This window comes from Flavonifractor sp. An112 (assembly GCF_904377885.1).
GTDB classification, from domain to species: Bacteria; Bacillota; Clostridia; order Oscillospirales; family Oscillospiraceae; genus Flavonifractor; species Flavonifractor avicola.
The window spans coordinates 38,108-62,753 of the sequence record NZ_CAJFGT010000002.1 but is presented as its reverse complement, the minus strand read 5'-3'; the positions used below and the strand labels follow the sequence as shown (position 1 = coordinate 62,753).

The 24,646-nt window shown below is 61.4% G+C and carries 24 protein-coding genes; 18 read left to right on the top strand and 6 right to left on the bottom strand.

Annotated elements, in window-relative coordinates; genetic code table 11:
* The first annotated feature begins 2 nt into the window (after positions 1 to 2).
* The 7 genes from IHN22_RS00560 to IHN22_RS00530 all read left to right on the top strand — a co-directional run bounded on the left by IHN22_RS00560 (position 3) and on the right by IHN22_RS00530 (position 6,958).
* Positions 3 to 722 carry an ABC transporter ATP-binding protein gene (locus tag IHN22_RS00560; protein ID WP_191433035.1) on the top strand — a complete coding sequence of 240 codons (720 nt, stop codon included), beginning with the start codon at positions 3 to 5 and terminating at the stop codon, positions 720 to 722.
* On the top strand, positions 715 to 2,304 hold the full coding sequence (locus IHN22_RS00555) for a hypothetical protein (RefSeq protein WP_191433034.1): 1,590 nt from the start codon (positions 715 to 717) through the stop codon (positions 2,302 to 2,304). Before IHN22_RS00560 ends, IHN22_RS00555 begins: the two co-directional genes overlap by 8 nt.
* Positions 2,305 to 2,390: 86 nt before the next feature.
* Entirely contained in the window at positions 2,391 to 4,280 is a 1,890-nt protein-coding gene (locus IHN22_RS00550; RefSeq protein ID WP_191433033.1) for a S41 family peptidase, read from the top strand.
* Positions 4,281 to 4,443: 163 nt separating this feature from the next.
* Positions 4,444 to 5,166, top strand: coding sequence for a WecB/TagA/CpsF family glycosyltransferase (locus tag IHN22_RS00545; RefSeq protein WP_087327918.1), 723 nt, complete (start codon positions 4,444 to 4,446; stop codon positions 5,164 to 5,166).
* A gap of 1 nt (position 5,167) precedes the next feature.
* Positions 5,168 to 5,839, top strand: coding sequence for a dTMP kinase (locus IHN22_RS00540; RefSeq protein ID WP_087188279.1), 672 nt, complete (start codon positions 5,168 to 5,170; stop codon positions 5,837 to 5,839).
* Positions 5,840 to 5,850: 11 nt separating this feature from the next.
* Complete coding sequence (locus IHN22_RS00535; RefSeq protein WP_087272473.1) at positions 5,851 to 6,396, top strand: DJ-1 family glyoxalase III; 546 nt, start codon at positions 5,851 to 5,853, stop codon at positions 6,394 to 6,396.
* The gene (locus tag IHN22_RS00530; protein ID WP_191433032.1) at positions 6,374 to 6,958 is read left to right on the top strand and encodes a 5-formyltetrahydrofolate cyclo-ligase; all 585 of its coding nucleotides are present in this window, start codon (positions 6,374 to 6,376) and stop codon (positions 6,956 to 6,958) included. Before IHN22_RS00535 ends, IHN22_RS00530 begins: the two co-directional genes overlap by 23 nt.
* A gap of 46 nt (positions 6,959 to 7,004) precedes the next feature.
* On the opposite strand, the gene IHN22_RS00525 is transcribed toward IHN22_RS00530, so the two are convergent.
* Complete coding sequence (locus IHN22_RS00525; RefSeq protein ID WP_164475038.1) at positions 7,005 to 7,157, bottom strand: hypothetical protein; 153 nt, start codon at positions 7,155 to 7,157, stop codon at positions 7,005 to 7,007.
* A 101-nt stretch (positions 7,158 to 7,258) separates the two neighbouring features.
* Between IHN22_RS00525 and mltG the strand changes: the two genes are divergently transcribed.
* The 9 genes from mltG (at position 7,259) to IHN22_RS00480 (ending at position 17,696) form a co-directional block, all read left to right on the top strand.
* Entirely contained in the window at positions 7,259 to 8,470 is a 1,212-nt protein-coding gene (gene mltG / locus IHN22_RS00520) for an endolytic transglycosylase MltG (RefSeq protein ID WP_191433031.1), read from the top strand.
* Positions 8,463 to 9,677, top strand: a complete 1,215-nt coding sequence (locus IHN22_RS00515; RefSeq protein ID WP_191433030.1) for a peptidase U32 family protein — start codon at positions 8,463 to 8,465, stop codon at positions 9,675 to 9,677. The genes mltG and IHN22_RS00515 overlap by 8 nt, the downstream gene beginning before the upstream one ends.
* Before the next feature lie 88 nt (positions 9,678 to 9,765).
* Positions 9,766 to 10,257, top strand: a complete 492-nt coding sequence (locus IHN22_RS00510; RefSeq protein ID WP_191433029.1) for an RNA polymerase sigma factor — start codon at positions 9,766 to 9,768, stop codon at positions 10,255 to 10,257.
* A complete protein-coding gene (locus IHN22_RS00505; RefSeq protein WP_191433028.1) occupies positions 10,254 to 11,669 on the top strand; it encodes a hypothetical protein in 1,416 nt (471 codons plus the stop codon). Before IHN22_RS00510 ends, IHN22_RS00505 begins: the two co-directional genes overlap by 4 nt.
* A 303-nt stretch (positions 11,670 to 11,972) precedes the next feature.
* Positions 11,973 to 13,130: an iron-containing alcohol dehydrogenase gene (locus IHN22_RS00500; RefSeq protein WP_191433027.1), complete on the top strand. Its 1,158-nt coding sequence runs from the start codon at positions 11,973 to 11,975 to the stop codon at positions 13,128 to 13,130.
* Positions 13,131 to 13,393: 263 nt separating this feature from the next.
* Positions 13,394 to 13,774, top strand: coding sequence for a hypothetical protein (locus tag IHN22_RS00495; RefSeq protein ID WP_140399825.1), 381 nt, complete (start codon positions 13,394 to 13,396; stop codon positions 13,772 to 13,774).
* Between the two features lie 28 nt (positions 13,775 to 13,802).
* The gene (locus IHN22_RS00490; RefSeq protein ID WP_191433026.1) at positions 13,803 to 14,255 is read left to right on the top strand and encodes a hypothetical protein; all 453 of its coding nucleotides are present in this window, start codon (positions 13,803 to 13,805) and stop codon (positions 14,253 to 14,255) included.
* A gap of 315 nt (positions 14,256 to 14,570) precedes the next feature.
* The gene (alaS, locus tag IHN22_RS00485; protein WP_191433025.1) at positions 14,571 to 17,249 is read left to right on the top strand and encodes an alanine--tRNA ligase; all 2,679 of its coding nucleotides are present in this window, start codon (positions 14,571 to 14,573) and stop codon (positions 17,247 to 17,249) included.
* Positions 17,250 to 17,516: 267 nt separating this feature from the next.
* Positions 17,517 to 17,696, top strand: a complete 180-nt coding sequence (locus IHN22_RS00480; protein ID WP_191433024.1) for a DUF4250 domain-containing protein — start codon at positions 17,517 to 17,519, stop codon at positions 17,694 to 17,696.
* Between the two features lie 62 nt (positions 17,697 to 17,758).
* Here IHN22_RS00480 and IHN22_RS00475 read toward each other — a convergent pair whose 3' ends face one another.
* From IHN22_RS00475 to IHN22_RS00465, 3 genes are read right to left on the bottom strand one after another with little or no spacing between them, the layout of a single operon-like run.
* Positions 17,759 to 18,403, bottom strand: coding sequence for an ABC-2 transporter permease (locus IHN22_RS00475; RefSeq protein WP_191433023.1), 645 nt, complete (start codon positions 18,401 to 18,403; stop codon positions 17,759 to 17,761).
* Positions 18,400 to 19,260: an ABC transporter ATP-binding protein gene (locus tag IHN22_RS00470; RefSeq protein WP_191433022.1), complete on the bottom strand. Its 861-nt coding sequence runs from the start codon at positions 19,258 to 19,260 to the stop codon at positions 18,400 to 18,402. Before IHN22_RS00470 ends, IHN22_RS00475 begins: the two co-directional genes overlap by 4 nt.
* Positions 19,257 to 19,637, bottom strand: coding sequence for a GntR family transcriptional regulator (locus IHN22_RS00465; RefSeq protein WP_191433021.1), 381 nt, complete (start codon positions 19,635 to 19,637; stop codon positions 19,257 to 19,259). Before IHN22_RS00465 ends, IHN22_RS00470 begins: the two co-directional genes overlap by 4 nt.
* Positions 19,638 to 19,787: 150 nt before the next feature.
* On the opposite strand from IHN22_RS00465, the gene IHN22_RS00460 reads away from it, so the two are divergent.
* Positions 19,788 to 20,858: an alanine racemase gene (locus IHN22_RS00460; RefSeq protein ID WP_191433020.1), complete on the top strand. Its 1,071-nt coding sequence runs from the start codon at positions 19,788 to 19,790 to the stop codon at positions 20,856 to 20,858.
* Between the two features lie 40 nt (positions 20,859 to 20,898).
* Here IHN22_RS00460 and IHN22_RS00455 read toward each other — a convergent pair whose 3' ends face one another.
* Both IHN22_RS00455 and IHN22_RS00450 read right to left on the bottom strand, forming a co-directional pair.
* Complete coding sequence (locus IHN22_RS00455; protein WP_191433019.1) at positions 20,899 to 21,681, bottom strand: hypothetical protein; 783 nt, start codon at positions 21,679 to 21,681, stop codon at positions 20,899 to 20,901.
* Between the two features lie 61 nt (positions 21,682 to 21,742).
* Positions 21,743 to 22,078, bottom strand: coding sequence for an RNA polymerase sigma factor (locus tag IHN22_RS00450; RefSeq protein WP_191433018.1), 336 nt, complete (start codon positions 22,076 to 22,078; stop codon positions 21,743 to 21,745).
* 186 nt (positions 22,079 to 22,264) lie between these two features.
* On the opposite strand from IHN22_RS00450, the gene IHN22_RS00445 reads away from it, so the two are divergent.
* Positions 22,265 to 24,610, top strand: coding sequence for a SpoIIE family protein phosphatase (locus IHN22_RS00445; RefSeq protein WP_191433017.1), 2,346 nt, complete (start codon positions 22,265 to 22,267; stop codon positions 24,608 to 24,610).
* Positions 24,611 to 24,646 lie beyond the last annotated feature (36 nt).

Here is a 24,646-nt window from a genome sequence, read left to right as displayed (position 1 = left end):
CCATGCTGCACATCGAACACTTTTCCAAGAGCTATCCCGGTCACAAGCGGGCGGTGGACGACCTGAGCCTCCATGTGGCTCCCGGTGAGATCTTCGGGTTCATTGGCCACAACGGTGCGGGTAAGACTACCACCCTCCGGGCGGTGGCCGGCGTCATGGACTTTACAGAGGGCACCATCACCATTGACGGACACAACGTCCGCACCGACTCTCTGGCCGCCAAGAAGGTCACCGCCTTCCTGCCCGACAACCCCGACCTCTATGAGTTTCTCACCGGCATCCAGTTCCTCAATTTCATCGCCGATCTCTACGAAATCTCCGGCGATAGCCGTCAGAATCTCATCGCCAAGTACGGCGACGCTTTCCAACTCACCGGCAATCTGGGCAGCCCCATCGGCAGCTATTCCCACGGCATGAAGCAGAAGCTGGCTCTCATCTCCGCCCTCATCCGTCAGCCCAAGCTGCTCATTTTGGACGAGCCCTTCGTAGGCCTGGACCCGTCGGCGGCCCACCTGCTCAAACAGTTCTGGGCGGAGCTGTGCGCCGCCGGCAGCGCGGTATTTTTCTCCACCCATGTGCTGGAGGTGGCGGAGAAGCTGTGCCATCGGGTGGCTATCATCAAGCAGGGCAAGCTGATCCGCATGGGCGTCACCTCCGAACTGGTGGGAGACTCCACCCTGGAGGACGTGTTCCTGGAACTGGAGGGGGACGGGCATGGCTAAGTTCCTCTCCCTGCTGAAACTGAATTTCCAGGCGCTGCTGTCCGCCATGCGGGTGGGCCGGAAAAAGCGCTCCTTCTCCGGCATGGGCGCCCTGGCCCTGCTGGCCGGACTGTCGCTCTATGTCTCCGGGGTATACAGCGCCATGCTGGCTGGTCAGCTGGCGGCAGCGGGGGCCCTGCCCCTGCTGCTGGTACTCATGTCCCTGGTGGCTGTCCTGCTGGGTTTCTTTTTCTCCCTCTTTGCAGCCCAGGGCGTGGTATATGGAGCCAAGGACAACGACCTGATGCTCTCCCTGCCCATTTCCCCCTTTACCCTCATGCTCTCCCGTACCCTGGCCCTCTATCTGGAGAACCTGGTATCCACCGTGTTCGTGCTCCTCCCCGCCGGGGTGATCTACCTGTGGTACGGCGGGCCGGGGGGTTGGGCGGTGCTCCCGCTGCTGCTGGTTTCCGCCCTCTTTCTGAACCTGCTGCCCACCCTGCTCACCCTCATTATAGGCTTTGTGCTGGCCTGGCTGTCCGGCCGGTTTTCCCGGAAGGCCCTGGCCTCCTCCCTGTTCCAGCTGCTCCTGCTGGGTCTTATCCTGGTGGGCTCCTTCTGGCTGAGCAGTTCCATGGGTAATGTGCAAACCTCCGTCCCCACCATTCTGGCCTTCTTCCAGGGCTGGGGCCGGCCCTTCCTGCTGCTGGCAGAGGGGGTGAGCGGCGGAAATCTGCTCCAGCTGGCAGCGCTGTGGGCCCTGTGCCTGATCCCCTTCCTGGTGGTAGTGTGGCTGTTGGCCTGGCAGTATAAGGCCATCATCACCCGGCTGTCCACCCACCGGACCCGCTCGGATTACAAGCTGGGCAGGCTGTCCTCCTCCAGCCAGCGGGGCGCCCTGCTGCGGAAGGAGGCCCGCCGGTGGTTCGGCACCCCCAGCTATGTATTCAACACCGGCATCGGTCTGCTCCTGCTGCCCGGCGCCGGGGTAGCCGCTCTCATCTACCGGGAATCCATCGCACAATTTTTAGAGATGGCTGGCGGCCTGGCTCTGGCTCCGCTGCTGCTGGCAGGCATTACGTTCTGCCTGTCCACCGTTGCCATCACCGGCTCCTCCATCAGCCTGGAGGGCAAGCAGCTCTGGCTGCTCCAGTGCGCCCCCGTTCCGGTGACCACCATTCTGGGCATGAAGGTGGCCTTCCAGCTGCTGGTCATCCTGCCCTGTCTGGCAGTGGGGTGGCTCATGCTCTGTCTGGCCTTTGCCCTAGCTCCGGCGGAGTGGGTACTCCTGCTGGTTGACGGATTACTCTTCGCCCTGATGTGCGCCCCCTTCGGGCTGTGGATCAACCTCCACTTTCCCAAGCTGGACGCGGTCAACGACGCCGTGGTGGTCAAGCAGTCGGCCTCCGCCATGCTGTCCACCTTACTGCCCATGGTTCTGGTCCTGCTTCTTTTCCTGCTGTGGTTCTTTCTTCTGGAGCCTCTGGGCAGCGTGGGTTTGCTGCTGGTATACGCCGTTATTCTGGCCGCTGCGGCCGTCCTCTCCTTCCTTGCACTTGTGCGCCAGGGGCCCGCATTGTTCCGCAGTCTGGAGGAAAAATGACAAATTGCTACAAAGTGGGGACGGGCCTTGCGCCCGCCCCCGCTTTGCTCTAAAATGGGGTTACATAATATTACGGGAGGCGTACTATGAAACTTCGCTTTCGCCTGCCGGCCGTCGGGCTGGCCGCAAGCCTTTTGCTGACAACCGCTGCCCAGGCGCTCAATCCCTCGCAGGCTCTGACGCTGCTGAACTGGTACTACCTGGACCCTCTTCCCGACCAGGTATTTGAGCAAACGGATATGAACGGGATTATCCAGGCCCTCGGAGACCCCTACACCGAATATTTTACCGCCGAAGAGTATGCCGCCTTTCACGCCTCTCTCTCCGACTCTGAGCTGGTAGGCGCCGGCGTTTCCATTCAGCTGGCTGACGATGGTCTGCTGGTAACCCGCGTGATCCCCGGCTCCGCCGCAGAGGCGGGTGGTCTGCTGGCAGGAGACGTAATTACCGCCATCGATGGCCAGTCTTGTATGAAAATCAGCCTGGAGCAGGCCTCCGCTCTGCTGGGCGGCGAGGTGGGGACCTCCTTCCAGCTGACTTATCTGCGGGACGGCCAGACCCACACCGTCACCCTGACCCGCTGCGCCTTTGTGGTGCCCACCGCCTATACTGAACTTTGGGAGGACCACATCGGCTATGTGGCCTGCGACGCCTTTGGCCCTGAAACCGCCGGTCATGTGCAGGAAGGTTTGGAGACCTATGGCAGTCAGGCCGACCACTGGATCATGGACCTGCGCAACAACGGCGGCGGAGAAGTGACCGCCGCCCTCAACACCATCAGCTATTTTGCTGGTCCCAACGATCAGCTGGTTTATATGCGGGCCAGCGACGGCTCCATCAACGCCCAGGGCAGTCAGAGCGCCCAGATCACCGATGAACCGCTCATCGTCCTGACCAACTTCTATTCGGCCAGCGCCTCCGAGCTGTTTGCCTCCGCCATTCGGGACACCGGCTCCGGCCTGCTGGTGGGAGACCGCACCTACGGAAAAGGAGTCGCTCAGATCCTGTTGGACAGCACCCTCTTTCCTGCCTTTTTCTCCGAGGGCGATGCTCTGAAAATGACCGCCTATCGCTTTTTCGGGCCTGCCGGTACCAGCAACGACACCATCGGCGTCATGCCGCACCTGCTGCTGAATCCGTCCCTGGCGGACGAGGCCGCCGTGCTTCTCTCCAGTCCCGAGCCCCAGGGAGACACCTCCGGTACGGCGCGCATTGATCTGAACGGTGCCTGGTACATCGATTTGGAACAAGCCTGCTCCACCTCCTACCAGGCTGCCTTTACCGCGCTGCTGGAGGCCCTGCCCGACGGAGTCCTGCTGCGGACAGGCACCGGTGATGGCTGGGAGGCCACCACCGCCGCCGATCTGGCCGCCGCCTGCGGCCTCAGCGGCTATCATCACCGGGGGTTCTCCGACACCGCTCAGTCCCCCTATGCCGATGAAATCGGCCTGCTGGCCACCTACGGCGTGGTACTGGGCGCGGGAGACGGCACCTATCGTCCCACGGAAGCTCTGACCCGGGGCCAACTGTGTACCCTGCTGGCCCAGGCCCTGAACTGCAAGGTTCCTACCGGGGAGAGCGCCTTTACCGACGTGTCCATGGACGACTGGTACGGTCCCTCCGTCAATGCCCTGGCCTCCATGGGACTGGTAAACGGCGTAGGCGGCGGCCGCTTCGCCCCCAACGATCCGGTGAGCCACGAGCAGTTTATCACCATCCTGTCCCGCCTTGGCAGGAAACTTGATCTGGATCTGATCCAGACCTGGCAGAATCGTCCGGAGGCGGCATCCGCCGATTATCAGAACTATTCCTCCTGGTCCTGGGCGTCGGTATGGCTGCTGGCACAGGATGAGGACGGCCTGCTTTGGGCCGCCCCCAGTGAGATCGATCCCGCCGGAGTCACCACCCGGGAGGAGGCTGCCGCCCTGACCTGCACTCTGCTGTGCAAGCTGAATCTGCTTCCCTCCCTGATCTGAGCAAAAGCGCCCTTCGCTGTGCGAAGGGCGCTTTTCCGGCTTTCTTCACAGAAACTTTATCATTTCCACCCTCCTTTCTCCCTGTTTCCGCATGGACTTTTCTCTTCCACTATGGTAGAATGGTGTGAAATTATGGACTTGATCCAATCGGAGGCAATTCATTTTGAGGACAGATGTTTTGGGCGTCGGCTTCGACGACCTGACGTTGGATGAGGCGGTACAGACTGGCTCCGGGCTGGTGGAAGCGGACGGCTTTCACTATGCTGTGACCCCCAACCCGGAATTTATCCTGGCCGCCCGGAAAAACCCCGAATTCAAGCAGGCCCTGCTGGGGGCTGACCTGGTGCTGGCCGACGGCATCGGTGTGATCTACTCCGCCAAGATTCTGGGCCGCCCCCTGAAAAGCAAAGTGCCGGGCATCGATTTTGCCCAGCGGCTGGTGGCATGGATGGCGGAACACGGAAAGCGGCTCTTTCTGCTGGGCGCCAAACCCGGCGTGGCCGAGCTGGCCGCTGCCAACCTGAAGAGTACCTATCCCGGACTTATTGTCTGCGGTACCCACGACGGCTACTTCAAGGAGGACGGTCCGGTGGTGGAGGAAATCCGCGCCGCCGCCGCAGATGTGGTCTTTGTTTGTCTGGGCGCGCCCAAGCAGGAGTTCTGGATGGTACAGAACGGTCCCGCTACCGGCGCGCACCTGATGATCGGCCTGGGCGGCTCCCTGGACGTCTTTGCCGGCGTGGTGGAACGGGCTCCCAAGGCCTTTCAAAAGCTGGGGCTGGAGTGGCTCCACCGGCTCATCAAGGAGCCCAAGCGCATCGGGCGCATGGCCAAGCTCCCTCTGGTGCTGTGGTATGCCGTAGGCGCCCGGATCAGGAGGCGCTGACATGGCAGGAAAGCTGATTGTGTTTGAAGGAACCGACGGCTCCGGCAAATCCACCCAGTTCAAGCTGCTGTGTCAGCGGCTGGAGCAGGAGGATATCTCCTTCCGCCGTCTGGTCTTTCCCCAGTATCAGGAGCCCTCTTCCGCCCTGCTGCGGATGTATCTGGGCGGTGAGTTTGGCTCCCATCCCTCTGACGTAAATCCCTATGCCGCCTCCACCTTCTACGCGGTGGATCGGTACGCATCCTGGAAGAAGGTGTGGGGAGACTACTACCGGAACGGCGGGCTGGTACTCTCCGACCGGTACACCACCTCCAACGCCGTCCACCAGGCCAGCAAGCTACCTGAGGACCAGTGGGAGGAGTTCTTTCATTGGCTCTTCGACTTTGAATGCTCCAAGCTGGGCCTGCCCTTCCCCGACCAGGTGATCTATCTGGATATGCCCACAGAACGGGCCGTGGAGCTGCTGCGCAGCCGGGAGGCGGCCACCCATACCAAAGGCGATATTCACGAAGTAGATACCGATTATCTGGCCCTGTGCCGCCGCACCGCTCTGCGGGCGGCTGACTGCCTGGGCTGGCACAAGGTCCCCTGCGTGGACCAGACAGGACGTCTGCGCTCCACGGAAGAAATCCACCAAGACATCTGGGCTATGGTGGCCCAAATCATAAAATGAGGTGCTGTTGAATGGTAGCGATTTTACTGGGTAACGGGTTTGAAGAGAGCGAAGCTCTGGTCCCCGCCGACCTGCTGCGCCGGGCTGGTGTCAAGGTAGCTCTGGTGGGCCTGGACGGACTTCAGGTCACCGGCAGCCACGGGATCACTGTCACGGCGGACACCACGTTGGACCAACTGGAGCCCGACCAGCTGCGGATGCTCATGCTTCCCGGCGGACTGGGCGGCGTAGAGGCCATCAGCGGTGATATGCGGGCTCAGGCCCTCATCCAGCGCTGCTATGATCACGGCTGCTGGCTGGCCGCCATCTGTGCTGCTCCCACCATTCTGGCCAACCTGGGGATGCTGGACCGCCGCAACGCGGTGTGTTACCCCGGTATGGAGGATCTGATGGGTTCCGCTGTAGTGCAGAAGGGTTCCTCCGTCGTGGTGGACGGCCACATCGTCACCGGCGAGGCCGCCGGTTCCGCCTTCCCCTTCGGCCTGAAGCTGGTAGAGATCCTGAAGGGGCCTGCCGCTGCTGCCCAGGTAAAGGATGCCGTCCACTATCACGGCTGAGAAGGCCCGCCTGCGCCGTCAGGCACTGGACTGGCTGGCCACGCTGTCATCTCAGGCGCGGATTGCCGGAGATGAAGCCCTGTTTCGCCGTTTTCTGGCCCTGCCTCAGATAGAGTCCGTCCGGACCGTCCTGCTCTACCACGGCATGGACACCGAGCCGGACACCGTCCGGCTGCTGCCACCCCTGTGGGATATAGGAAAGCAGGTGTGTCTGCCCAGGTGCCTGCCGGGGAACCAAATGGAGGCCAGGCTCGTCCAAAGGGACAGTACCCTCGTCCGCCATCCCTACGGAATGCTGGAACCGGGCCCGGACTGTCCCCTCATCCCGCCGGACCAGATCGATCTGGTTCTGGTGCCCGGGCTGGCCTTTGACCGCTCCGGCGGCCGGCTTGGGCGGGGCGGCGGGTATTACGACCGCTGGCTGGCCGGATTTTCCGGCATCACCGCCGCGCTGTGCCGGGATGGACTGCTGATGGAGGCCATTCCCCGTCTCCCCCACGACCTGGGGGTGGATCTGGTGATCACTGAAACCAGCCTGTACGGCCCGTCCGCACCGGGATAGGAGAAAAGCGGGGCCTGAGGCCCCGCTTCCCCGCGGTACGTACGGCTCAGCAGCAGCCGTCGTTACAACCGCAGTTGTTATTGCAGCCGCAGCTGTTGCCGCAGCTGTTCCCGCCGCCGCAGCAGCAGCACAGCAGGATGATGATCAGGATGATCCACAGGCAGCTGTTGCCGCCAAAACCGTTATTGCCGAAACACATTGTCGTCTCACCTCACTTGCTTTAACTGACCTATTCTATGCGGAGGGAGCAATCGTGGTTCCGGCAGGCCACTGTTTTTCATTCGGTTAGGAGTTGAACCTATGTCTCAGGAAGATTATCACAACGAGGGCCGTCAGGAGACCTCTTCCCATGCCAACCATGGCGGAAAACGTCTGGCGCCTTCCAGCCGCTCGTCCGGCCGTGCCCCCTCCGCCCCGGAGGGGCAGCAACGGTCCCGGCCCCGCAAGAAGCGCAAGCGTCTGGGCTCATGGGGTATTTTGATCTATGTGGTATGCGTACTGGGCGCCTCCGTTCTGCTGGCAGGGGTCAGCTGGATGTGGGCCAACGACATCCTCGCCCTGAACAAAGCCCCCCTCACCGCCGTGGTGGAGATTAAGGAGGGCGACACGGTGGATCAGGTGGCCGACAAGCTGAAGGATGCCGGCCTGATCGAATATAAATTTGTATTCAAGCTCTTCTGCAGTTTCACCCACGTCTCGGGTCAGGCCGGAGATGACAATGCCAAGATTACCCCGGGCAGCTACGAGCTGAATACCGACATGGACTATCGTGCCCTCATCAGCAGCATGGGTTCCAGTTCCGCCAACCGGCTCACCACCACGGTGACCATCCCGGAGGGCACCACCGAGGCCCAGATCTTTGAGATGCTGGAGAAGGCCGGCGTGGCCACGGTAGAAGATCTGGAGGCGACCGCCGCCAACTATGACTTCAAATTCTCCTTCCTCCAGGGCGTGCTGCCCCTGGGCGACGCCAAGCGGCTGGAGGGCTACCTCTTCCCCGACACCTACGAGTTCTATATGGGCGAGGACCCGGTGAGCGTGCTCAACAAGATGATCCTTCGTTTTGACCAGATCTTTACCGATGAGATGCGCCAGACCATGGCCGACAAGGGCATGAGCGTAAACGACGCCGTCATCATCGCCTCCATGATCGAAAAGGAAACCGACGGCAGCGATCAGGGTAAGATCTCCTCGGTCATCTACAACCGGCTCAACAACCCCACCAGCGAGACGGCGGGCTATCTGAACATCGACGCCACCATCCTGTATGTCACCGGAGGCACCCAAGTAAACACGCAGGCGGATACTCCCTATAACACCTATACCCACAAGGGACTCCCTCCCACTGCCATCTCCTGTCCCGGTGTGGACGCCCTGAAGGCGGCGGTGAACCCCGACTCTACCAATTATTACTACTATGCGCTGGGCGACGACGGGGTACACCACTTCTTCCGCTCCAGCAGTGAGCACCAATCTTTCCTCAAGAGCCAGGAGCTGTACAAGAATGACTAAACAAATCGAACTGCTCTCCCCCGCCGGGGACATGGAACGACTGAAAATGTCCCTGGCCTACGGGGCAGACGCGGTCTATCTGGCGGGCAATGATTTTGGTATGCGTGCCTTTGCAGGCAACTTTACCGAGGAGGAAATGCGTCAGGCAGTGGAACTGTGCCACAGCAAGGGCGTATCCATCCACGTTACCTGCAACACCATGCCCCGCAACGACGAGGTGGCCCGGCTGCCCCAGTGGCTGGAGTACCTCCAGTCTCTGGGGGTGGACGCCGCCATCGTGGCCGACGTAGGTGTGCTCTCTTTGCTGAAAAAGCACGCCCCCAAGGTCAAGGCACACATCTCCACCCAGGCCAGCATCTCCAACTATCAGGCTGCCCGTGCCTGGTACGACCTGGGTGCCAGCCGGGTGATTCTGGCCCGGGAGCTGTCCCTGGATGAGATCCGGGAGATCCGTGCCAAGGCCCCCAAGGAGCTGGAGATCGAGGCTTTTGTCCACGGCGCCATGTGCGTCAGCTACTCCGGCCGTTGCCTGCTGAGCAACTATATGACCGGCCGGGACGCCAACCGGGGCGCCTGCGCCCAGCCCTGCCGCTACAAGTACGCTCTGATGGAGGAAAAGCGCCCCGGGGAATACTTCCCCATCGGCGAAGATGAGGGCGGCGCCTTCATTATGAACTCCCGGGATATGTGCATGATTGACCACATTCCGGAGCTGATGGAGGCGGGCCTCAACTCTCTCAAAATTGAGGGCCGTGCCAAGAGCGCCTACTATGCCGCCGCTGTCACCGCCGCCTACCGCCACGCCATCGACGCAGCGGCCGCCGGTCAGCCCATGGACCCGGTGTGGCGGGAAGAGGTGGACAAGGTGAGCCACCGCCCCTACTCCACCGGTTTCTACTTCGGCCAGCCCGGCCAGTATACCGGAGACGCCCGGTATGTCCGGGAGTGGCAGGTGGTGGCCATCGTCACTTCCTGCGATTCTGAGGGCAACGCCACCCTGTCCCTGCGCAATAAGTTTGCCGTGGGAGATGAGCTGGAGCTGGTGGGCCCCGACGTGGCTGCCACCCCCTTTACCGCCGGTGCCATGGAGGATGAAAACGGCTGGCCCCTCACTGAGCCCCGTACTCCCCAGATGGTATTCCACATGAAGCTGCCCCGTCCGGTGCCCCCTCTGTCCATCCTCCGGGCCTGCCGGGAAAATTCCTGATATGCAAAAGTCCAGGCGAAATTCGCCTGGACTTTTTTGTGACCTGGAAGTCTGCCCAGTCGTTATATGGGTGAAAGGAGGCGGTACGATGAAAGAAAACGACCCTTTGATCCGCCGGTTTGAAGCCGCCTATTCCGCCCATGGTACTTCGGTTTACCGGCTGGCCATGGTCTATCTGGGCCGCCCGGCGGACGCCGAGGATGTGGCTCAGGAGGTCTTTCTCAAGCTGCTGTACAAGGCCCCCGCCTTTGCCGACAGGGAGCACGAGAAGCGCTGGCTGCTGCGGGTGACCGCCAATCTGTGTCGGGACCAACTGAAAAACTTCTGGCGGCGGCAGACGGTGGCCCTGGATGAGAGCTGCCCTGTACGGTCAGGCCCGGATCGGGCGGTGCTGGAGACCATCCTGGCTCTGCCCGAGACCTACAAAGGCCCCATCCACCTTCACTACTACGAGGGCTACTCGGTGGCGGAGGTGGCCGAGATCCTGAAGCTGAGCCAGTCAGCGGTAAAAATGCGGCTGAAACGGGGCCGGGAGCTGCTGAAACTGGAACTGGACACCGGATGGGAGGGAAGCGTATGAACACCCGGGATTATCGCAACGCAATGGACCAGCTGAACCCCGCCCCCGATCTGGAGGGGCGTATCAAAGAGCAGCTGAATCTGCCCTCCATGCGGCAGGCGCACCCCCGCAGGCTGGCGGGCAAGGTTCTTGCGGCGGCCGCCGCCATCGCCTGCACCTTTATGGTGGCTATGGCAGTGAGCCCCCAGCTGCGGGCGGCGGTGCTCACCTTCTTCCACCTGGAGGAAACCGAGCAGGTGCCCGGCCCTGTGGGCGAGGCGCCGGAGGAAGCGGAAATGACCCAGACCACCATTGACGGTCTGGTGGAGGCCCAGTATATCCGTCTCCCCAACGCCGGGGCAGGCTATGACTACGGTGTCGGCACCCTGTTTCAGGCAGAGCGGGCTGACGACGGCACCCTCCTAGCCCGCCACTACTGGGCGGCGGAGGGGGATCAGCTGGTCCCCCTGGAGACCCACACCACCCGGTTTTCCACCACCTGGGAGGGCGTGACCTATACCGACACCGTCTACTGGTGCGAGTATGAGGGGGCAATCTCCTGCCATTGTGACGGCACCGCCGGCTATGCCCTGGACTACGACTGTAATGCCATCGCCATCCCCGGCTCCACCGACAGCGTCATCCTCCGTCTCAGCCAGGGCAGCCAAATGGACTACCGGCAGTACCCGGTGCTGCTGGACCTGGAAACCGGAGCAGTCACCGACCTGCTGGATGGCACCGGCTGGGAAAAGGCCGCGCCCCTGACTGACATACGGTGGTCAGACGATTTGTCCGCCGCCATTCTGTCCAGCGACCGCACGGGCTGGTTCTACTGTGACCGCACGGCCCAAACCACCACCGCCCTGGACGAGCTCACCGGCCTGGAGGTATTCAGCGCCTGGTTTGATCAGGACGGCGCCCTGATCCTGCTGACCCTCTCCGGGTCGGAAGGGGACTGCTACGATGTCTGGACCTGGCAGCCGGAGAACGGCCAGCTGAAGCGCACCTTCTCCCAGCTGCCGGTCTACCAGTCCCGGGAGGAGAACCCCCACGGCTTCCAGTTCTTCTTTGGCGGCAGACGGGGCATCTATGTGGCGGAGGACGGCACGGTATCGGTGCTGGACCTGGTTACCGGTGGGACCACCATTGTGGAGGATTTCTTATTGTCCCAACAGGAGAACGCCACCTTGATCGCCAATACTTCCGGCACCAAGGTTCTGTTTGCCAGCTACGACGACCAGGCCGACGGGCTTGGGATATCCAGCCTTGGAGTCATGGACCTGGAGCGCGGCGTGTTCACCCTGCTGGATCGGGAAAATTACGACGCCCTGCACGAGGGCTCCCTGAGCTGGTTCGATGAGGACCGGGTAGCCATCACCGCCCACGGCAAGGAGGACTACAACGAAACCTATCTCTACCTCTACCGGTTCTGACCGGCAGGCGGCCCGCGTATCTGCGCGGGCCGCCTTTTTCTTGTACTGTTTCGCGTTGGAAGCAGATTGTTGTTATTGTCACAACAAGGAGGAAATGGTTCCCAATTTCTCACATTCCCGTTTCTAAACCAATTAGTTTTATTTTAAAATGTTATTGTCATGTTTTTAACTTATATGTCACAAATATAACAATATTTTGTTAAAAATTAAACTTTTTAAAACTTATTGACAACTTTAATTTGGCAGATTATACTTGCGTCAATCATTTGGGCGCAGGCGCCCGGCACAAGGAGGAAATCTGCTATGTCCACTTACTACTTCCTGCCCACCCGCAATGTGTTCGGTGAAGGAGCCGTCAATGAGATCGGTGCGCTGATGAGCAGCCTGAACGTCAGCCACGCTATGATCGTCACCGACAAGTTCCTGGCCCAGTCCGGCATGGCCGCCTCCATCCAGGAGATCCTGTCCGGCTCCGGTATCCGGTCGGTGGTCTTTGACGGGGCCGAACCCAACCCCACCGACAAGAACGTGGAGGCAGGCGTGGCCTTCTTCCAGCAGAACGGCTGCGACTCCATTATCTCCCTGGGCGGCGGCTCCTCCCACGACTGTGCCAAGGGCATTGGCCTGGTGGCCAGCAACGGCGGTACCATCCACGACTACGAGGGCGTGGACAAGGCCTCCAAGGACGTGGTCCCCCTGATGGCCATCAATACCACCGCCGGCACCGCCTCTGAGATCACCCGCTTCTGCATCATCACCGACACCACCCGCAAGGTGAAAATGGCCATTGTGGACTGGCGAGTCACCCCCAAGATCGCCGTCAACGACCCGGTCCTCATGAAGGGGATGCCCGCTTCCCTCACCGCCGCCACCGGTATGGACGCCATGACCCACGCCATTGAGGCCTATGTCTCCACCGCCGCCAACGTGCTCACCGACTCCGCCGCCCTGATGGCGGTGAAGATGATCTACCAGTACCTGCCCAAGGCGGTGGCCAACGGCGACTACATGAAGGCCCGGGACAAGATGGCCTACGCCCAGTATCTGGCGGGCATTGCTTTCAATAACGCCTCTCTGGGCTACGTCCACGCCATGGCCCACCAGCTGGGCGGCTACTACAACCTGCCTCACGGCGTATGCAACGCCATCCTGCTGCCCTATGTGGAGGAGTTCAATCTCATCGGCAACCTGAATCGCTTCCGGGATCTGGCCCAGGCCATGGGGGAACAGATCGACGGCCTGTCCACCGGGGATGCCGCGGCCAAGGCCATCCAGGCCATCCGCACCATCAGCCGCCAGGTGGGTATCCCCTCTGATCTGAAGCAGTTGGGGGTCAAGCCGGAGGACTTTGAGATTATGGCGGAAAACGCCATGAAGGACGTCTGCTGCCTCACCAATCCCCGCAAGGCCACCAAGGCCCAGATCATCGAGATCTACCGCTGGGCCTACGAAGGCGAATAAGAATCTCCGCCGGGCGTGCCTCAAGGCACGCCCGGCTTTGTCGTCCCTTTATTTTATTGTTTTTCAATAAATTTATATTGACTTTCAGTTTCCCGCATGGTAGGATGGCCTCGAAAGGAGCGATTCTTATGACTCCGTCACCTGCCTCCCGGTTGGGGGGATTTGCAGCGGGACATTTTGTGATCACTGCTCTCTGCGCTCCCCTGTTGTTCTTAGGGCCCCAACTGTTTGCATCCGTTTCCTCACCGCTTCAGGCACTGTGGATGATGGTCCTCTATCTTCCCGCCGGGTGGATCATGGCTGCCGTCCGCAGCTGGAACCGGCCCACACCGAAAGAGGGCGTAAAGGCTGTTCTTTGGCCCGCCCTGCTTGCCTGGGGCTGGGCCTTTGGAGGGTGGCTTCTGCTTGTCTGCCCCTCCCTTCTCTCCGGCATAGGATTCTGGATGCTGACAAGCACCTACTTTTTGGCGTGCCCCTCCTTTGTGTTCATGCTGGCCACCCTGGGGCAGAATGCAGATCTTACCGCCTGGAGCACCTTCGGCTTCACCTGGTATTTTTCCATGTTTCTGGCCGGTCTGCTGCCGCCGCTGCTCTTTTTTCTGGGGTCTCTGCTGCCCCGCCCTGTCCGCACGGTCCGCAACTGATACGCCCCCCCTGGAAAAGAGGTCCGCTATGAAAAGAAAATACATTCTATTGACCGTTGCCTGTCTCCTCCTTGTGGCCGGAGCCATCAGTTGGAGGGTTCTCTCCAGCTACACCCTGGCGCTGCGCCTGAACTGGGGGATCTCCATTCCTTTTTGGGCTCGTCCCGTTCAATGCTATGAAAAGGATTCCGGCCCCAGTTTTCTGGGGGACGGTATCCGATACCATATATTCTCCTATCAGTACGAGGATTTCATTGACCAGATGTTCGCCTGGGGCAGCGTGGACCGGGAGACCATCTACTGCGACAGCCTCACCCAGGCCGCCGAAACCTGGCTGGACGAGATTGAGGTCCCGGCTGAGTACCGCCCCGACTACGACGCTTGTTCCAACTGGTATCGCGCCAAGTCGGATAACAGCGAGATCATCTTCTTCTGGGACGCGGAACGGAACCGGCTCTACTGCCTGGAATCCTTTCTCTGACCGCTCGGCGCCGGTTCTCCCCGAAAAGGCGGTTGACAACGGCGAAAAATATGATAGAATAAGGCAGTTGAAGCGCGATGACGAAGCCAAGCAGACCACGCCGCGACCAGCGAGAGGGGAGAGTGCAAGCCCTCCGCGACACGAGCCTGCACGCCACTTCTGAGCGGCCCGGGAGGACCGGGACGATTCATCCCCGTTACCGGATGCAGTGAGATACACCCGTTGGGTGTAGATCAGGGTGGTACCGTGGAGTGAACATTGCTCCGCCCCTGACATGGGGGCGGGGCTTATTTTTTGCAGAGGAGATTGAATCATATGCCCAAGAAGTTCGGTCTGAACGAACTGCGCGAGATGTTCCTGTCCTTCTTTGAGACCAAGGGACACCTGCGCCTGCCCAGCTTTTCCCTGATTCCCCAGAACGACGCCTCTCTGCTGCTCATCAACAGCGGCATGGCGCCCATGAAACCCTTCTTCACCGGCGAGCAGGAGCCCCCCCGCCACCGTGTGACCACCTGCCAGAAGTGCATCCGCACCGGCGACATTGAGAACATCGGCCACACCGCCCGCCACGGCACCTACTTTGAGATGCTGGGCAACTTCTCCTTCGGTGATTACTTCAAGAAGGAAGCCATTCACTGGGCCTGGGAGTTCCTGACCTCCCCCGAGTGGGTGGGCCTGGACCCCAACCGCCTCTACCCCTCCGTGTTTGCCGGCAACGAGACCACCCCCGCCGACGACGAGGCCTTCCGCATCTGGAACGAGGAGATCGGCATCCCCGCCGACCGCATCTTTAAGTTCGGCAAGGAGGACAACTTCTGGGAGCATGGCTCCGGCCCCTGCGGCCCCTGCTCCGAGATCTACTACGACCGGGGCGAGCAGTGGGGCTGCGGCAAGCCCGGCTGCACCGTGGGCTGCGACTGCGACCGCTATATTGAGGTGTGGAACGTGGTGTTCTCCCAGTTCGACAACGACGGCGAGAACCACTACACCGAGCTCAAGCAGAAGAACATTGACACCGGCATGGGCCTGGAGCGTCTGGCCTGCGTGTGCCAGGACGTGGCCTCCCTGTTTGACGTGGACACCGTCATGAACATCACCAACAAGGTGAGCGAGATCACCCACGCCCACTACGGCGAGACCGCCGCCAAGGACGTGTCCCTCCGCGTTATCACCGACCACATCCGCTCCGCCACCTTCATGATTTGCGACGGCGTGCTCCCCTCCAACGAGGGCCGGGGCTACGTCCTCCGCCGCCTGCTCCGCCGGGCCGCCCGCCACGGCAAGCTGCTGGGCGTCAACGATCCCTTCCTGTATGAGGTGTGCGACACCGTTATTCACGAGAACGAGGGCCACTACCCCGAGCTTCGGGAGCGCCAGGACTATATTACCAAGGTCATCCGCACCGAGGAGGAGAACTTCGCCCGCACCATCGATGGCGGCCTGAAGATCTTCAACGATATGCTGGAGGGCCACAAGGCCGGCGGCGAGACCGTGTTCTCCGGCGCTGACGCCTTCAAGCTGTACGACACCTACGGCTTCCCCATCGACCTGACCATCGAGATGGTGGAGGAGCAGGGCATGACCGTGGATCAGGCTGCCTTCCAGAAGCTGATGCAGGAGCAGAAGGAGCGCGCCCGTAAGGCCCGCGAGGCTCTGGGCGATCTGGGCTGGGCCGGCGTGGAGTTCGGCAAGGACGTGCCCGAGACGGAGTTTGTGGGCTACACCAACACCTCCATTGATGACGCCAAGGTTGTGGCTCTGGTGGTGGAAAACGAGCAGGCCGAAGAGCTGATGCCCGGCGTGGAGGGCATTGTGGTTCTGGATAAGACTCCCTTCTACGCTGAGATGGGCGGCCAGGTGGCTGACCACGGCGTCATTGCCAAGAGCGGGGAGGACGGCTGTCTGTTCCAGGTCACCGATGTGCAGAAGAACAAGGGCGGCAAGTATATGCACTACGGCAAAGTGACCGAGGGGGTCCTGAAGCTGGGGGACACTGTCTCCGCCCAGATCGACGTGCCCCGGCGGAAGGCCATCATGCGCGCCCACTCTGCCACCCACCTGCTGGACAAGGCCCTGCGCACCGTGCTGGGAGACCACGTGCATCAGGCGGGCTCCCTGGTAGAGCCCGACCGGCTTCGCTTTGACTTTACCCACTTCTCCGCCATGACTGCCGAGGAGCTGGCCCAGGTGTCTGCCATGGTCAACGAGGCCGTGCTGGAGGGCTACGACGTCCACACCGATGTGATGCCCATTGAAGAGGCCAAGAAGCGGGGCGCCATCGCCCTCTTCGGTGAGAAGTACGGCGACACCGTCCGCGTGGTGGACATGGGCGAGGGCTACTCCGTGGAGTTCTGCGGCGGCACCCACCTGGACAACACCGCCAAGGTGGGCGTGTTCCACATTGAGAGCGAGTTCTCCGTGGCCTCCGGCGTCCGCCGCATCGAGGCCACTACGGGCGCTCAATCCCTGAAGATCATGAACCAGAACCAGCAGAAGCTGTTTGAGGCCGCCGCGGTACTCAAGGCCAAGCCCGGCGAACTGCGGGAGAAGGCCGAGCAGACCATTGCCGAACTGCGGGAGCTGCGCCACCTGGTGGAGGGCTTTAAGGCCCGCGAGGCCGTGAACCAGGCGGGCAACTTCCTGATGGGCGCCAAGGACGTGGGCGGCCTGAAGGTACTCACCGCCACCCTCAACGACGCCGAAGCCGACCGTCTGCGTAAGATGGGCGACTTCCTGCGGGACAAGGACTCCGGCGTGGTGGCGGTGCTGTCCAGCGTGAAGGATGGCAAGATCACCTTCCTGGCCGTGTGCGGTAAGGATGCCGTGGCCAAGGGCATCAAGGCCGGCGACCTGGTGAAGCAGGTGTGCTGCTGCTGCGGCGGCAAGGGCGGCGGCAAGCCCGACAGCGCCATGGGCGGCGGCACCGACGTCCTCAAACTGGACGACGCGCTGGCGAAAGTGGATAACTTTGTGGCTGAAAAGCTGGGACTGTAAGTTACTATCCCAGTTGTCACTGCGGGCGTCGTCCAGCCCCGCCGCAAGTGCGGCGTCCCAAGCGTTTTGCCAAAGGCAAAACCTTGATGCCGGGCGGATTCATTCCGCCCGAGCAGATGTAATAAATGGGGTTCCCGCGCGACACAGTCGTGTGGGGATCGACGCGCTGGCGAAAGTGGATAACTTCGTGGCTGAAAAGTTGGGGCTGTAAGATATCGCCCCAGCCAGCACCAAGCATTCTATACACAGAAAGTAGGCACATTCTCTATGCTTCCCCAAGATCCCATGATCCTGCTCAGTTATGTCAACACCAAACTGCGTGACTTCTATCCCTCCCTGGATTCCCTGTGCGACGATCTCCAGGTGGATCAAGACGAAATCTCTCAGAAACTGTCTATCCTGGATTGCCAGTACGATCCTCACCGGAACCAGTTTGTACGGATGTAACCACACAGAATCAATTTGGGCCCGCTGCATGACGCAGCGGGCCCATTTTTCTGTTCTGGTATTCAAAATTCCTTTTTGGCGTAGATCCCCTGTGCGATGAAGTAGGAGATCAGGTAGCCGCCAATGGCCAGCAATCCCAAGAGGACGGGCAGGGCGGTCAGCAGCCACGCCGGCGGCTGGGGCAGCGCGATCTGGTTCCTGGCCAGTCCTCCCAGCAGCATAACCCCACCAAAGATCGCTACAAACGTGATCATGCTGATCACTCTGGCCTTCTCCGCCCCATACTTGAGCAGGAAGGGCAGAATGATGGCGTCCAACACCAGCGTAAGCACGCCGCAGGACAGGGCAATGAGTACCAGATCATCCAGCGTTGTCTCGGTCAGTCCGGCCAAGGAAAGGCACACCATCAGGCCCGCCGCCACCGCCACACTTACCACGATTACCAACAGGGTGAACACATATTTCCCGGCCACCACCCCCCGCCGTCCGGCGGGGGTGGCCACCGCGTACCGGTCCCAATGGGCGGCATCGTCCAGTGCCACCGAGGACACGGGAATGGTGAGACCGAATACGGCTACCAGAGCCCCCAAGATGGAGAAATCAAACACCCCGGTGACGCAGAAGCCTCCGTACACGACGAGAAAGAGCAGCAGCGTAGAGAGCTGCTTGCGCAAAGCCACAATATCCTTATAGATCAGCCCGGTCATTTTGCATCCCCCTTTCCGGTAAAGACCATGATATCCTCCAATGTGGCGGGGTCCACCGTCAGGCCCGGATAGTGGCGGGCAAAGGCGTGCCGATCCTTTACCAGGGCCTCACACCCGAACTGCCCCACCCGGCTGCCCGCCAGCAGAGACTGATCCACCCGCTCCAGATCGGCGCGGCTGCACACCAGTTTGCCGTAGGAATCCAGCAGTTCGTCCTTGGCGCCGGACAGAACCACCCGCCCCTTGTGGAGGTAGGTTACATAGTCCGCCGCCTTCTCCAGGTCGCTGGTAATGTGGCTGGAGATGAGAATGGAGTGTTCCTCGTCCTGAATGAAGTTGAGAAACTCATCCAGGATCTCGTCCCGTATCACCGGGTCCAGGCCGGAGGTAGCCTCGTCCAGGATCAGCAGCCTGGGCTGGGCAGCAAAGGCCGCCGCAATGGCCAGCTTCATCTTCATGCCCCGGGAAAAGGTTTTCACTGTCTTTTTCTCCGGCAATTCAAACTTCCGCAGATAATCCCCATAGCACGCTCCATCCCAGTTGGGGTAGAGTTTAGACAGGATCTTGCCAATCTGGACCGGATTCAGGGTGTCGTGGAAGAGGGACTCGTCCAGCACCACCCCCACCTGGCTCTTCACCGCCCGTTCGTCCCGGATGGCGTCCAGCCCGAAGACGGAGATCTCTCCCCCGTCCCGGTGGATCAGGTTCAGGATACATTTAATGGTGGTGGACTTCCCGGCCCCGTTCTCCCCGATCAGGCCCATAATGGTGCCGCCAGGCACGGTGAAGGACACGTCGTCCAGCTTGAAGGAACCATAGTCTTTGGTGAGATGGCATACTTCCAATGCATTGCTCATACTGTTTCCTCTCCATACAGAAGGCTGAGGGTCTCGGTCAGCTCCGCCAGGGTGACGCCGCCGGTCCTTGCAATATCCACCGCCTGGGAGAGATGCTCCTCCGCCCGGCGGAGGGTCTCCTCATGGACCAGCTCCAGGTTTCGTGGGGCTACAAAGCACCCCTTCCCCGGCACGGTGGTGATGAAGCCGTCCCGCTCCAGCTCTTCATAGGCTCGTTTGGTGGTGATGACAGAAATACGCAGTTCCTTGGCCAGCAGCCGCATAGAGGGAAGGGCCTCCCCCTCGGCCAGCTCTCCCCGGAGGATGAGGCCCTTCATCTGCCGGGTGATCTGGTCGTAAATGGGCACGCCGCCGGAGTTGCTGATGATGATATCCATGGTGCACCTCGTTGTCATACTGTACATACTTGACATATACAGTAATAACACAGTAATACACAGTTGTCAAGAGGCAGGAAACATTTTCTTGCCATCGGGCCACAGACCCGGTATGATGGTGGCAAAGGATCCATAAAGGAGGAACGTGTCATGTATGCGCCTATCCTGGAGATCAACACCAACAAAGTGACCGAAAACGCCAAAAAGCTCCATGATTTCTGTGCATCCAAGGGGGTGGAGCTGGTCTTTGCCACCAAAGGCTTCTCGGCCCGGCCGGAGGTGATCCGGGCGGCCATGGCAGGGGGCATCACCTCCTTTGCCGACAGCCGGATGAAGAACATCATGGCCGCCAAACAGGCCATCCCCGGTCTCAAGTACCTTCTCATCCGTATCCCCGCTATCCTGGAGGCCGAGGAGGTGGTCCGCTGGGCAGACTGGAGCCTCCAGAGCCAGATCGAGGTGATCCGGGCGGTGTCGGAGGCCGCCCTCCGGCAGGGCAAGATCCACCCCATCATCCTGATGATCGACGTAGGGGACCTGCGGGAGGGGGTGTTCGGCCGGGAGCAGCTGGACGAGATCGTACCCCAGATTCTGGACTGCCCCGGTGTGAAATTAGTGGGGTTAGGCACCAACGTGGGATGCTACGGCAGCGTACTGCCCTCGGTGGACAACACCGCCATTCTGGTGGAGCTGCGGGACTACCTCAACAGGACCTACGGCTGCTCCATCTCGGTGCTGTCGGCAGGAGGCACCTGCGCCCTCAAGCTGCTGGAGGACGGCGTTATGCCCGCCGGAATCAATCAGCTGCGGGTGGGCGAAGCGGTACTTTTCGGCGAGGACACCACCGGCAATCGATTTTTGGAGGGCTATCACCACGACGCCTTCCTGTTCAAGGCCCAGGTGGTAGAGCTGCGGCGCAAGCCTTCGGTACCCATCGGTGAGCTGGGCCGGGACGGCAAGGGGGACACCCCGGAGTATCCTGACCGTGGTGTGCGCCTGCGGGCCATCTGCGCCGCCGGAAAACAGGACGTGGCCTGGGCCGCCCTCACCCCCACCCTGCCGGGGGCGGAGATGATTGGAGCCAGTTCCGACCATTTGATCGTGGACGTGGAGGACTGCGGCGGCCAGGTGCAGGTGGGGGACTGGCTGGAATTCCGGTGCGGCTATATGGCGGTGCTGGACGCCACCACCTCCGCCTATGTAGATATTGTGGTGAAGTAAATAAAAAAGGTCCCGGACCGCTGGTCCGGGACCTTTCTACCTATTGAGTTGTGTCCGGCAGGAAAATAGAGCAGTCCCCGAACTGGATGTGGTCGATCCGCTCCAGCGGGATGGGGATATCAAAGGCGGAGACGCCGTAGAAGTAATCTCGTCCTCCTGGTCCATCCGGGCCTGGATCGCCATATCCGTTTGCCCCGTTGATGGTAACGGTGGAACCATCCTTGCAGACCAGCGTTAATTCATAGTGGACAAAGGATCCCGCGTCCGGAGGATAGGAGAGGGTGAAGCTGACCGACAGCGGGGAGAGGGTCAGCGATTCCAGCGTGACCATCGCCTGGGTCTCTGTGTCCAGGCGGACAGCCCCGGCTGGGTCTACCTCCAGAATCTTGCTCCGGTAGAGATGGTCCAGTGCAAAGCTCCACGTTCCCTCCAGAATCATAGGCTCCTCCCCAGAGGTACCCTCCCTGGAGATAAGCGCCAGATCGGTGAGATACAGGGTCTTGGATACGCCGTCGTTCCAGTTTACACCGCCCGGCCGGCCATAGAGGATAAAGACCAGCTCCACCACATTGTCCCCAGGGGTGCTGTCAGGCAGGAACCGTGCTTTCTGCACTCCCCAGTCCAGTCTTTCGCTGGTGGCCGTGTCCCGCAGGTCCACATCCAGGAACACATGGTCCTCCTGGATACCCATATCGGGCAGGACCGTGCCCTCCGGGGCCTCCACCCGCAGGCGGAGGTAACAGTTGTACGCATCGGCCACCGAGGCCAGCGGGGTAATGGTAATGCCGTTGCTGGTAGAGGGGGACAGATTGGTAGTACCCATCTCGTCCAGCAGAGCCTTCTGCCCCTCGTCCAGGGGGGCGCTTTCAAGGGTAAAAAAAGAATCAAAGAGATCGCCGGGGCCCCAGATCGCCGGAGGGCTCCAGGTCCAGAAGATCCTCCTCCAGATGCAGCTCCTTCCCCAGTTCCCGCAGGCGGTTTTTGGCCCTGTTGCGGATAATCGCACTGAGATAGCCCCGCACCCGGCCGGGCACCAGCTTGTGGGCGTTATTCCACAGGGCCAGGAAGGAATCGGACACTACCTCTTCCACATCCCTGGGGGCGTCCCGCAGAATAGAGGAGGCCACCCCGCAGGCAAAGGCCATGTCCCGGTCCATCAAAGCCTCCAGAGCAGCAGGGTCACCCCGCTTCATCCGCCGGATCAGCTCTCCTTCCTCCATCCGCTCACCTCCACACTTGAAAGCGCTTTCACCTATCTTAACACAAAAAACGAGCATCTGGTTTCAACCAACACAGACCAAACCCAAAACCGCGCCGTGTTCCGACCATATTTTTCCAGTTTATGGGTTACACTGTCTCTGATACCGGAAGGGCAAATACGCCCCAAAGCAAAGGAGACAGGGACCATGGCAACAAAAGAGAAGCTGAAAACCAAGGCGGCGCGGCTGCGGGAGGAGGCCCGGGAGACGGGAAAGGTGGTATTCCGTGCCCCGGCGCTGGTGCGCTTTGCCGAATGCGTCATCCGCTTTTTGCTGGGGGCCCTGCTGGCGGGAGCGGAGATCTTCGGGGGGTACGCCCCCTTTGGACTGGGACTGGTGGGAGCCTCCGGCTCCGGGCTGGACGGCTTCTGCGCCCTGCTGGGAGCCTGCTTCGGCTACCTGACCATGGAGGGCTTTGTGGAGGGCCTGCGGTACGCGGCGGCCTGTGTACTGGTCTTTTCGGTGGCCTTCGCCTTCTTTGACGTAGGGGCCTACCGGAAGAGCTGGTTTATGCCCCTGTCCGCCGCCGCCATCGACGGGGTTACCGGCTTCATCTACCTGTCCGACCAGGGCTGGACGCCGGAAAGTTTGATCTTCTTCGGCACTGAACTGCTGTTGTGTGGGGCGTCGGTATACTTCTACCGCATTGCCTTCACCCCCTGGACTGAAAAGCGGGAGGAGGAGGGGCTGACCGCCCGGCAGACCATCAGCCTGCTGCTGCTGTTAGGTACCCTGCTGCTCACCCTGTCCAAGCTGACCCTGCTGGGGGATCTGTCCGTGGGCCGCTTTGCCGCCGCGGTGGCGGTGATGGCGGTGGCCTACAAGGGAGGCGTCAGCATCGGCGCCACCGCCGGCGTGGCGGTTGGTCTGGGTATGGACCTGTCCACCGGTGGGATGCCCTTTTACGCCATGGCCTACGCCCTGTCCGGGGTGATGACCGGCGTGTTCCACCGCCAGGGCAAGCTGGCCGCCACCCTGGCCTATGTACTGTCCAACGCTCTGGCGGTATTGTGGACCTGGAAGGACGGACTGCACATTCCTCTGCTCTATGAGGTGTTCGCCGCCTCGGTGGTCTTTCTCCTGCTGCCGGACAAGCTGCTGCGGCAGGTGGGTGCCCTGGTGGCCCGGGAGCCCAAACACGGCACTCAGGAGCGGGCCATGGCCTATGTAAAGGGCCGGATGGAGGACACCGCCGCCGCCTTCAAGAGTCTGTACGAATCCATGCGGGGTACCCTCCACACCGGACGCCCCAACGATAACGACACTGCCGCTATCTTTGACCGGGCGGCGGACCGGATGTGCAAGCGCTGCCCGCTCCAGACCTCCTGCTGGCAGCGGGATTATGTGTCCACCTACAACGCCCTCAACGACGCCCTGCCCGCTATGCTGGAGCGGGGCCGGGGCGAGGGGGGCGACTTCCCCGCTTATTTCTCCAACCGCTGCATGAAGTTTGCCGACTTCCTCACCGCCGTCAACGAGGAGCTGGCAGGACTGCTCTACCGGCGGCAGTACCAGAGCCGTCTGCGGGAGAATCGGGCGGCGGTCTGCCGGCAGTACGGCGAGCTGGCTGAGGTGCTGGGCACGGCGGCGGCGGAGCTGAGCGCCGAGCTCATCCCCGACCCGGTGCGGGAAAAGCGGCTGCGGCAGTATCTCACCGCCCAGGGCGTGGAGTGCGAGCTGGCCGTGTATTACGACGAAGCGGGCCACTTACGGGTAGAGCTGGAGGGGGCCGGGCTCTCTCCCCTGCGGCAGAGCAGCCAGGTGGACAAGCTGGCCAAGCTGATGAACTTCCCCCTCCGGCTGGTGGAGGAGGGCCGCCGGGACAGGCTGGTGCTGGTGCAAAGCGAGCCGCTGATGGCGGTGGCCGGGGTGGCCGCCCGAAAGAAGGACGGGCAGACCGTGTCGGGTGATACGGGGGCCTGGTTTAAACACGACGACGGCACCCTCTATGTGCTGCTGTGCGACGGCATGGGCTCGGGACGGCTGGCCCAGCGGGAGAGCACCCTGGCGGTGCGGCTACTGGAGCAGTTCCTCCGGGCGGGCGTGCGGCCGGAAAATGCCCTGCGGACTCTCAGCTCCGCCCTGGCCCTCCGGGGTGAGGATGAGATCGGCTTCACCACCATCGACCTTTTGCGGGTGGACCTCTTCACCGGCGAAGGCAACATCTACAAATACGGTGCGGCCCCCAGCTATGTAAAGAAAGGGACCGCCGTCAGCCGGGTCACCGGCTGCGCCCTCCCCGCCGGGCTGGCGGGGGGCGAGGGCGGCGCCCCCGACGTGACCCATCTGAAACTGGAGGCAGGAGACTGCGTACTGCTTATCAGCGACGGTGTCACCGGCGGACAGCCCGACCAGTGGGTACGGGACAAGCTGTCCGCCTTTGACGGCCAGAGCCCCCGGGAGCTGGCCCAAGAACTCATAGACGAGAGTGAACAGCAGGCCGGCGCGGCGGACGACCGCACCGCCCTGGTACTCCGGCTGAGCAAACGGTAACACCACACAAGAAAGCGCCCCCATCGGAAGGTTCCG

Excerpts from the sequence above, each read along its gene's own strand:
- IHN22_RS00560 (WP_191433035.1), top strand. The coding sequence starts at position 3 with ATGCTGCACATCGAACACTTTTCCAAGAGCTATCCCGGTCACAAGCGG.
- IHN22_RS00555 (WP_191433034.1), top strand. The coding sequence starts at position 715 with ATGGCTAAGTTCCTCTCCCTGCTGAAACTGAATTTCCAGGCGCTGCTG.
- IHN22_RS00550 (WP_191433033.1), top strand. The coding sequence starts at position 2,391 with ATGAAACTTCGCTTTCGCCTGCCGGCCGTCGGGCTGGCCGCAAGCCTT.
- IHN22_RS00540 (WP_087188279.1), top strand. The coding sequence starts at position 5,168 with ATGGCAGGAAAGCTGATTGTGTTTGAAGGAACCGACGGCTCCGGCAAA.
- IHN22_RS00535 (WP_087272473.1), top strand. The coding sequence starts at position 5,851 with ATGGTAGCGATTTTACTGGGTAACGGGTTTGAAGAGAGCGAAGCTCTG.
- IHN22_RS00530 (WP_191433032.1), top strand. The coding sequence starts at position 6,374 with ATGCCGTCCACTATCACGGCTGAGAAGGCCCGCCTGCGCCGTCAGGCA.
- IHN22_RS00525 (WP_164475038.1), bottom strand. The coding sequence starts at position 7,157 with ATGTGTTTCGGCAATAACGGTTTTGGCGGCAACAGCTGCCTGTGGATC.
- mltG (WP_191433031.1), top strand. The coding sequence starts at position 7,259 with ATGTCTCAGGAAGATTATCACAACGAGGGCCGTCAGGAGACCTCTTCC.
- IHN22_RS00515 (WP_191433030.1), top strand. The coding sequence starts at position 8,463 with ATGACTAAACAAATCGAACTGCTCTCCCCCGCCGGGGACATGGAACGA.
- IHN22_RS00510 (WP_191433029.1), top strand. The coding sequence starts at position 9,766 with ATGAAAGAAAACGACCCTTTGATCCGCCGGTTTGAAGCCGCCTATTCC.
- IHN22_RS00505 (WP_191433028.1), top strand. The coding sequence starts at position 10,254 with ATGAACACCCGGGATTATCGCAACGCAATGGACCAGCTGAACCCCGCC.
- IHN22_RS00500 (WP_191433027.1), top strand. The coding sequence starts at position 11,973 with ATGTCCACTTACTACTTCCTGCCCACCCGCAATGTGTTCGGTGAAGGA.
- IHN22_RS00495 (WP_140399825.1), top strand. The coding sequence starts at position 13,394 with ATGATGGTCCTCTATCTTCCCGCCGGGTGGATCATGGCTGCCGTCCGC.
- IHN22_RS00490 (WP_191433026.1), top strand. The coding sequence starts at position 13,803 with ATGAAAAGAAAATACATTCTATTGACCGTTGCCTGTCTCCTCCTTGTG.
- alaS (WP_191433025.1), top strand. The coding sequence starts at position 14,571 with ATGCCCAAGAAGTTCGGTCTGAACGAACTGCGCGAGATGTTCCTGTCC.
- IHN22_RS00480 (WP_191433024.1), top strand. The coding sequence starts at position 17,517 with ATGCTTCCCCAAGATCCCATGATCCTGCTCAGTTATGTCAACACCAAA.
- IHN22_RS00475 (WP_191433023.1), bottom strand. The coding sequence starts at position 18,403 with ATGACCGGGCTGATCTATAAGGATATTGTGGCTTTGCGCAAGCAGCTC.
- IHN22_RS00470 (WP_191433022.1), bottom strand. The coding sequence starts at position 19,260 with ATGAGCAATGCATTGGAAGTATGCCATCTCACCAAAGACTATGGTTCC.
- IHN22_RS00465 (WP_191433021.1), bottom strand. The coding sequence starts at position 19,637 with ATGGATATCATCATCAGCAACTCCGGCGGCGTGCCCATTTACGACCAG.
- IHN22_RS00460 (WP_191433020.1), top strand. The coding sequence starts at position 19,788 with ATGTATGCGCCTATCCTGGAGATCAACACCAACAAAGTGACCGAAAAC.
- IHN22_RS00455 (WP_191433019.1), bottom strand. The coding sequence starts at position 21,681 with ATGGGTACTACCAATCTGTCCCCCTCTACCAGCAACGGCATTACCATT.
- IHN22_RS00450 (WP_191433018.1), bottom strand. The coding sequence starts at position 22,078 with ATGGAGGAAGGAGAGCTGATCCGGCGGATGAAGCGGGGTGACCCTGCT.
- IHN22_RS00445 (WP_191433017.1), top strand. The coding sequence starts at position 22,265 with ATGGCAACAAAAGAGAAGCTGAAAACCAAGGCGGCGCGGCTGCGGGAG.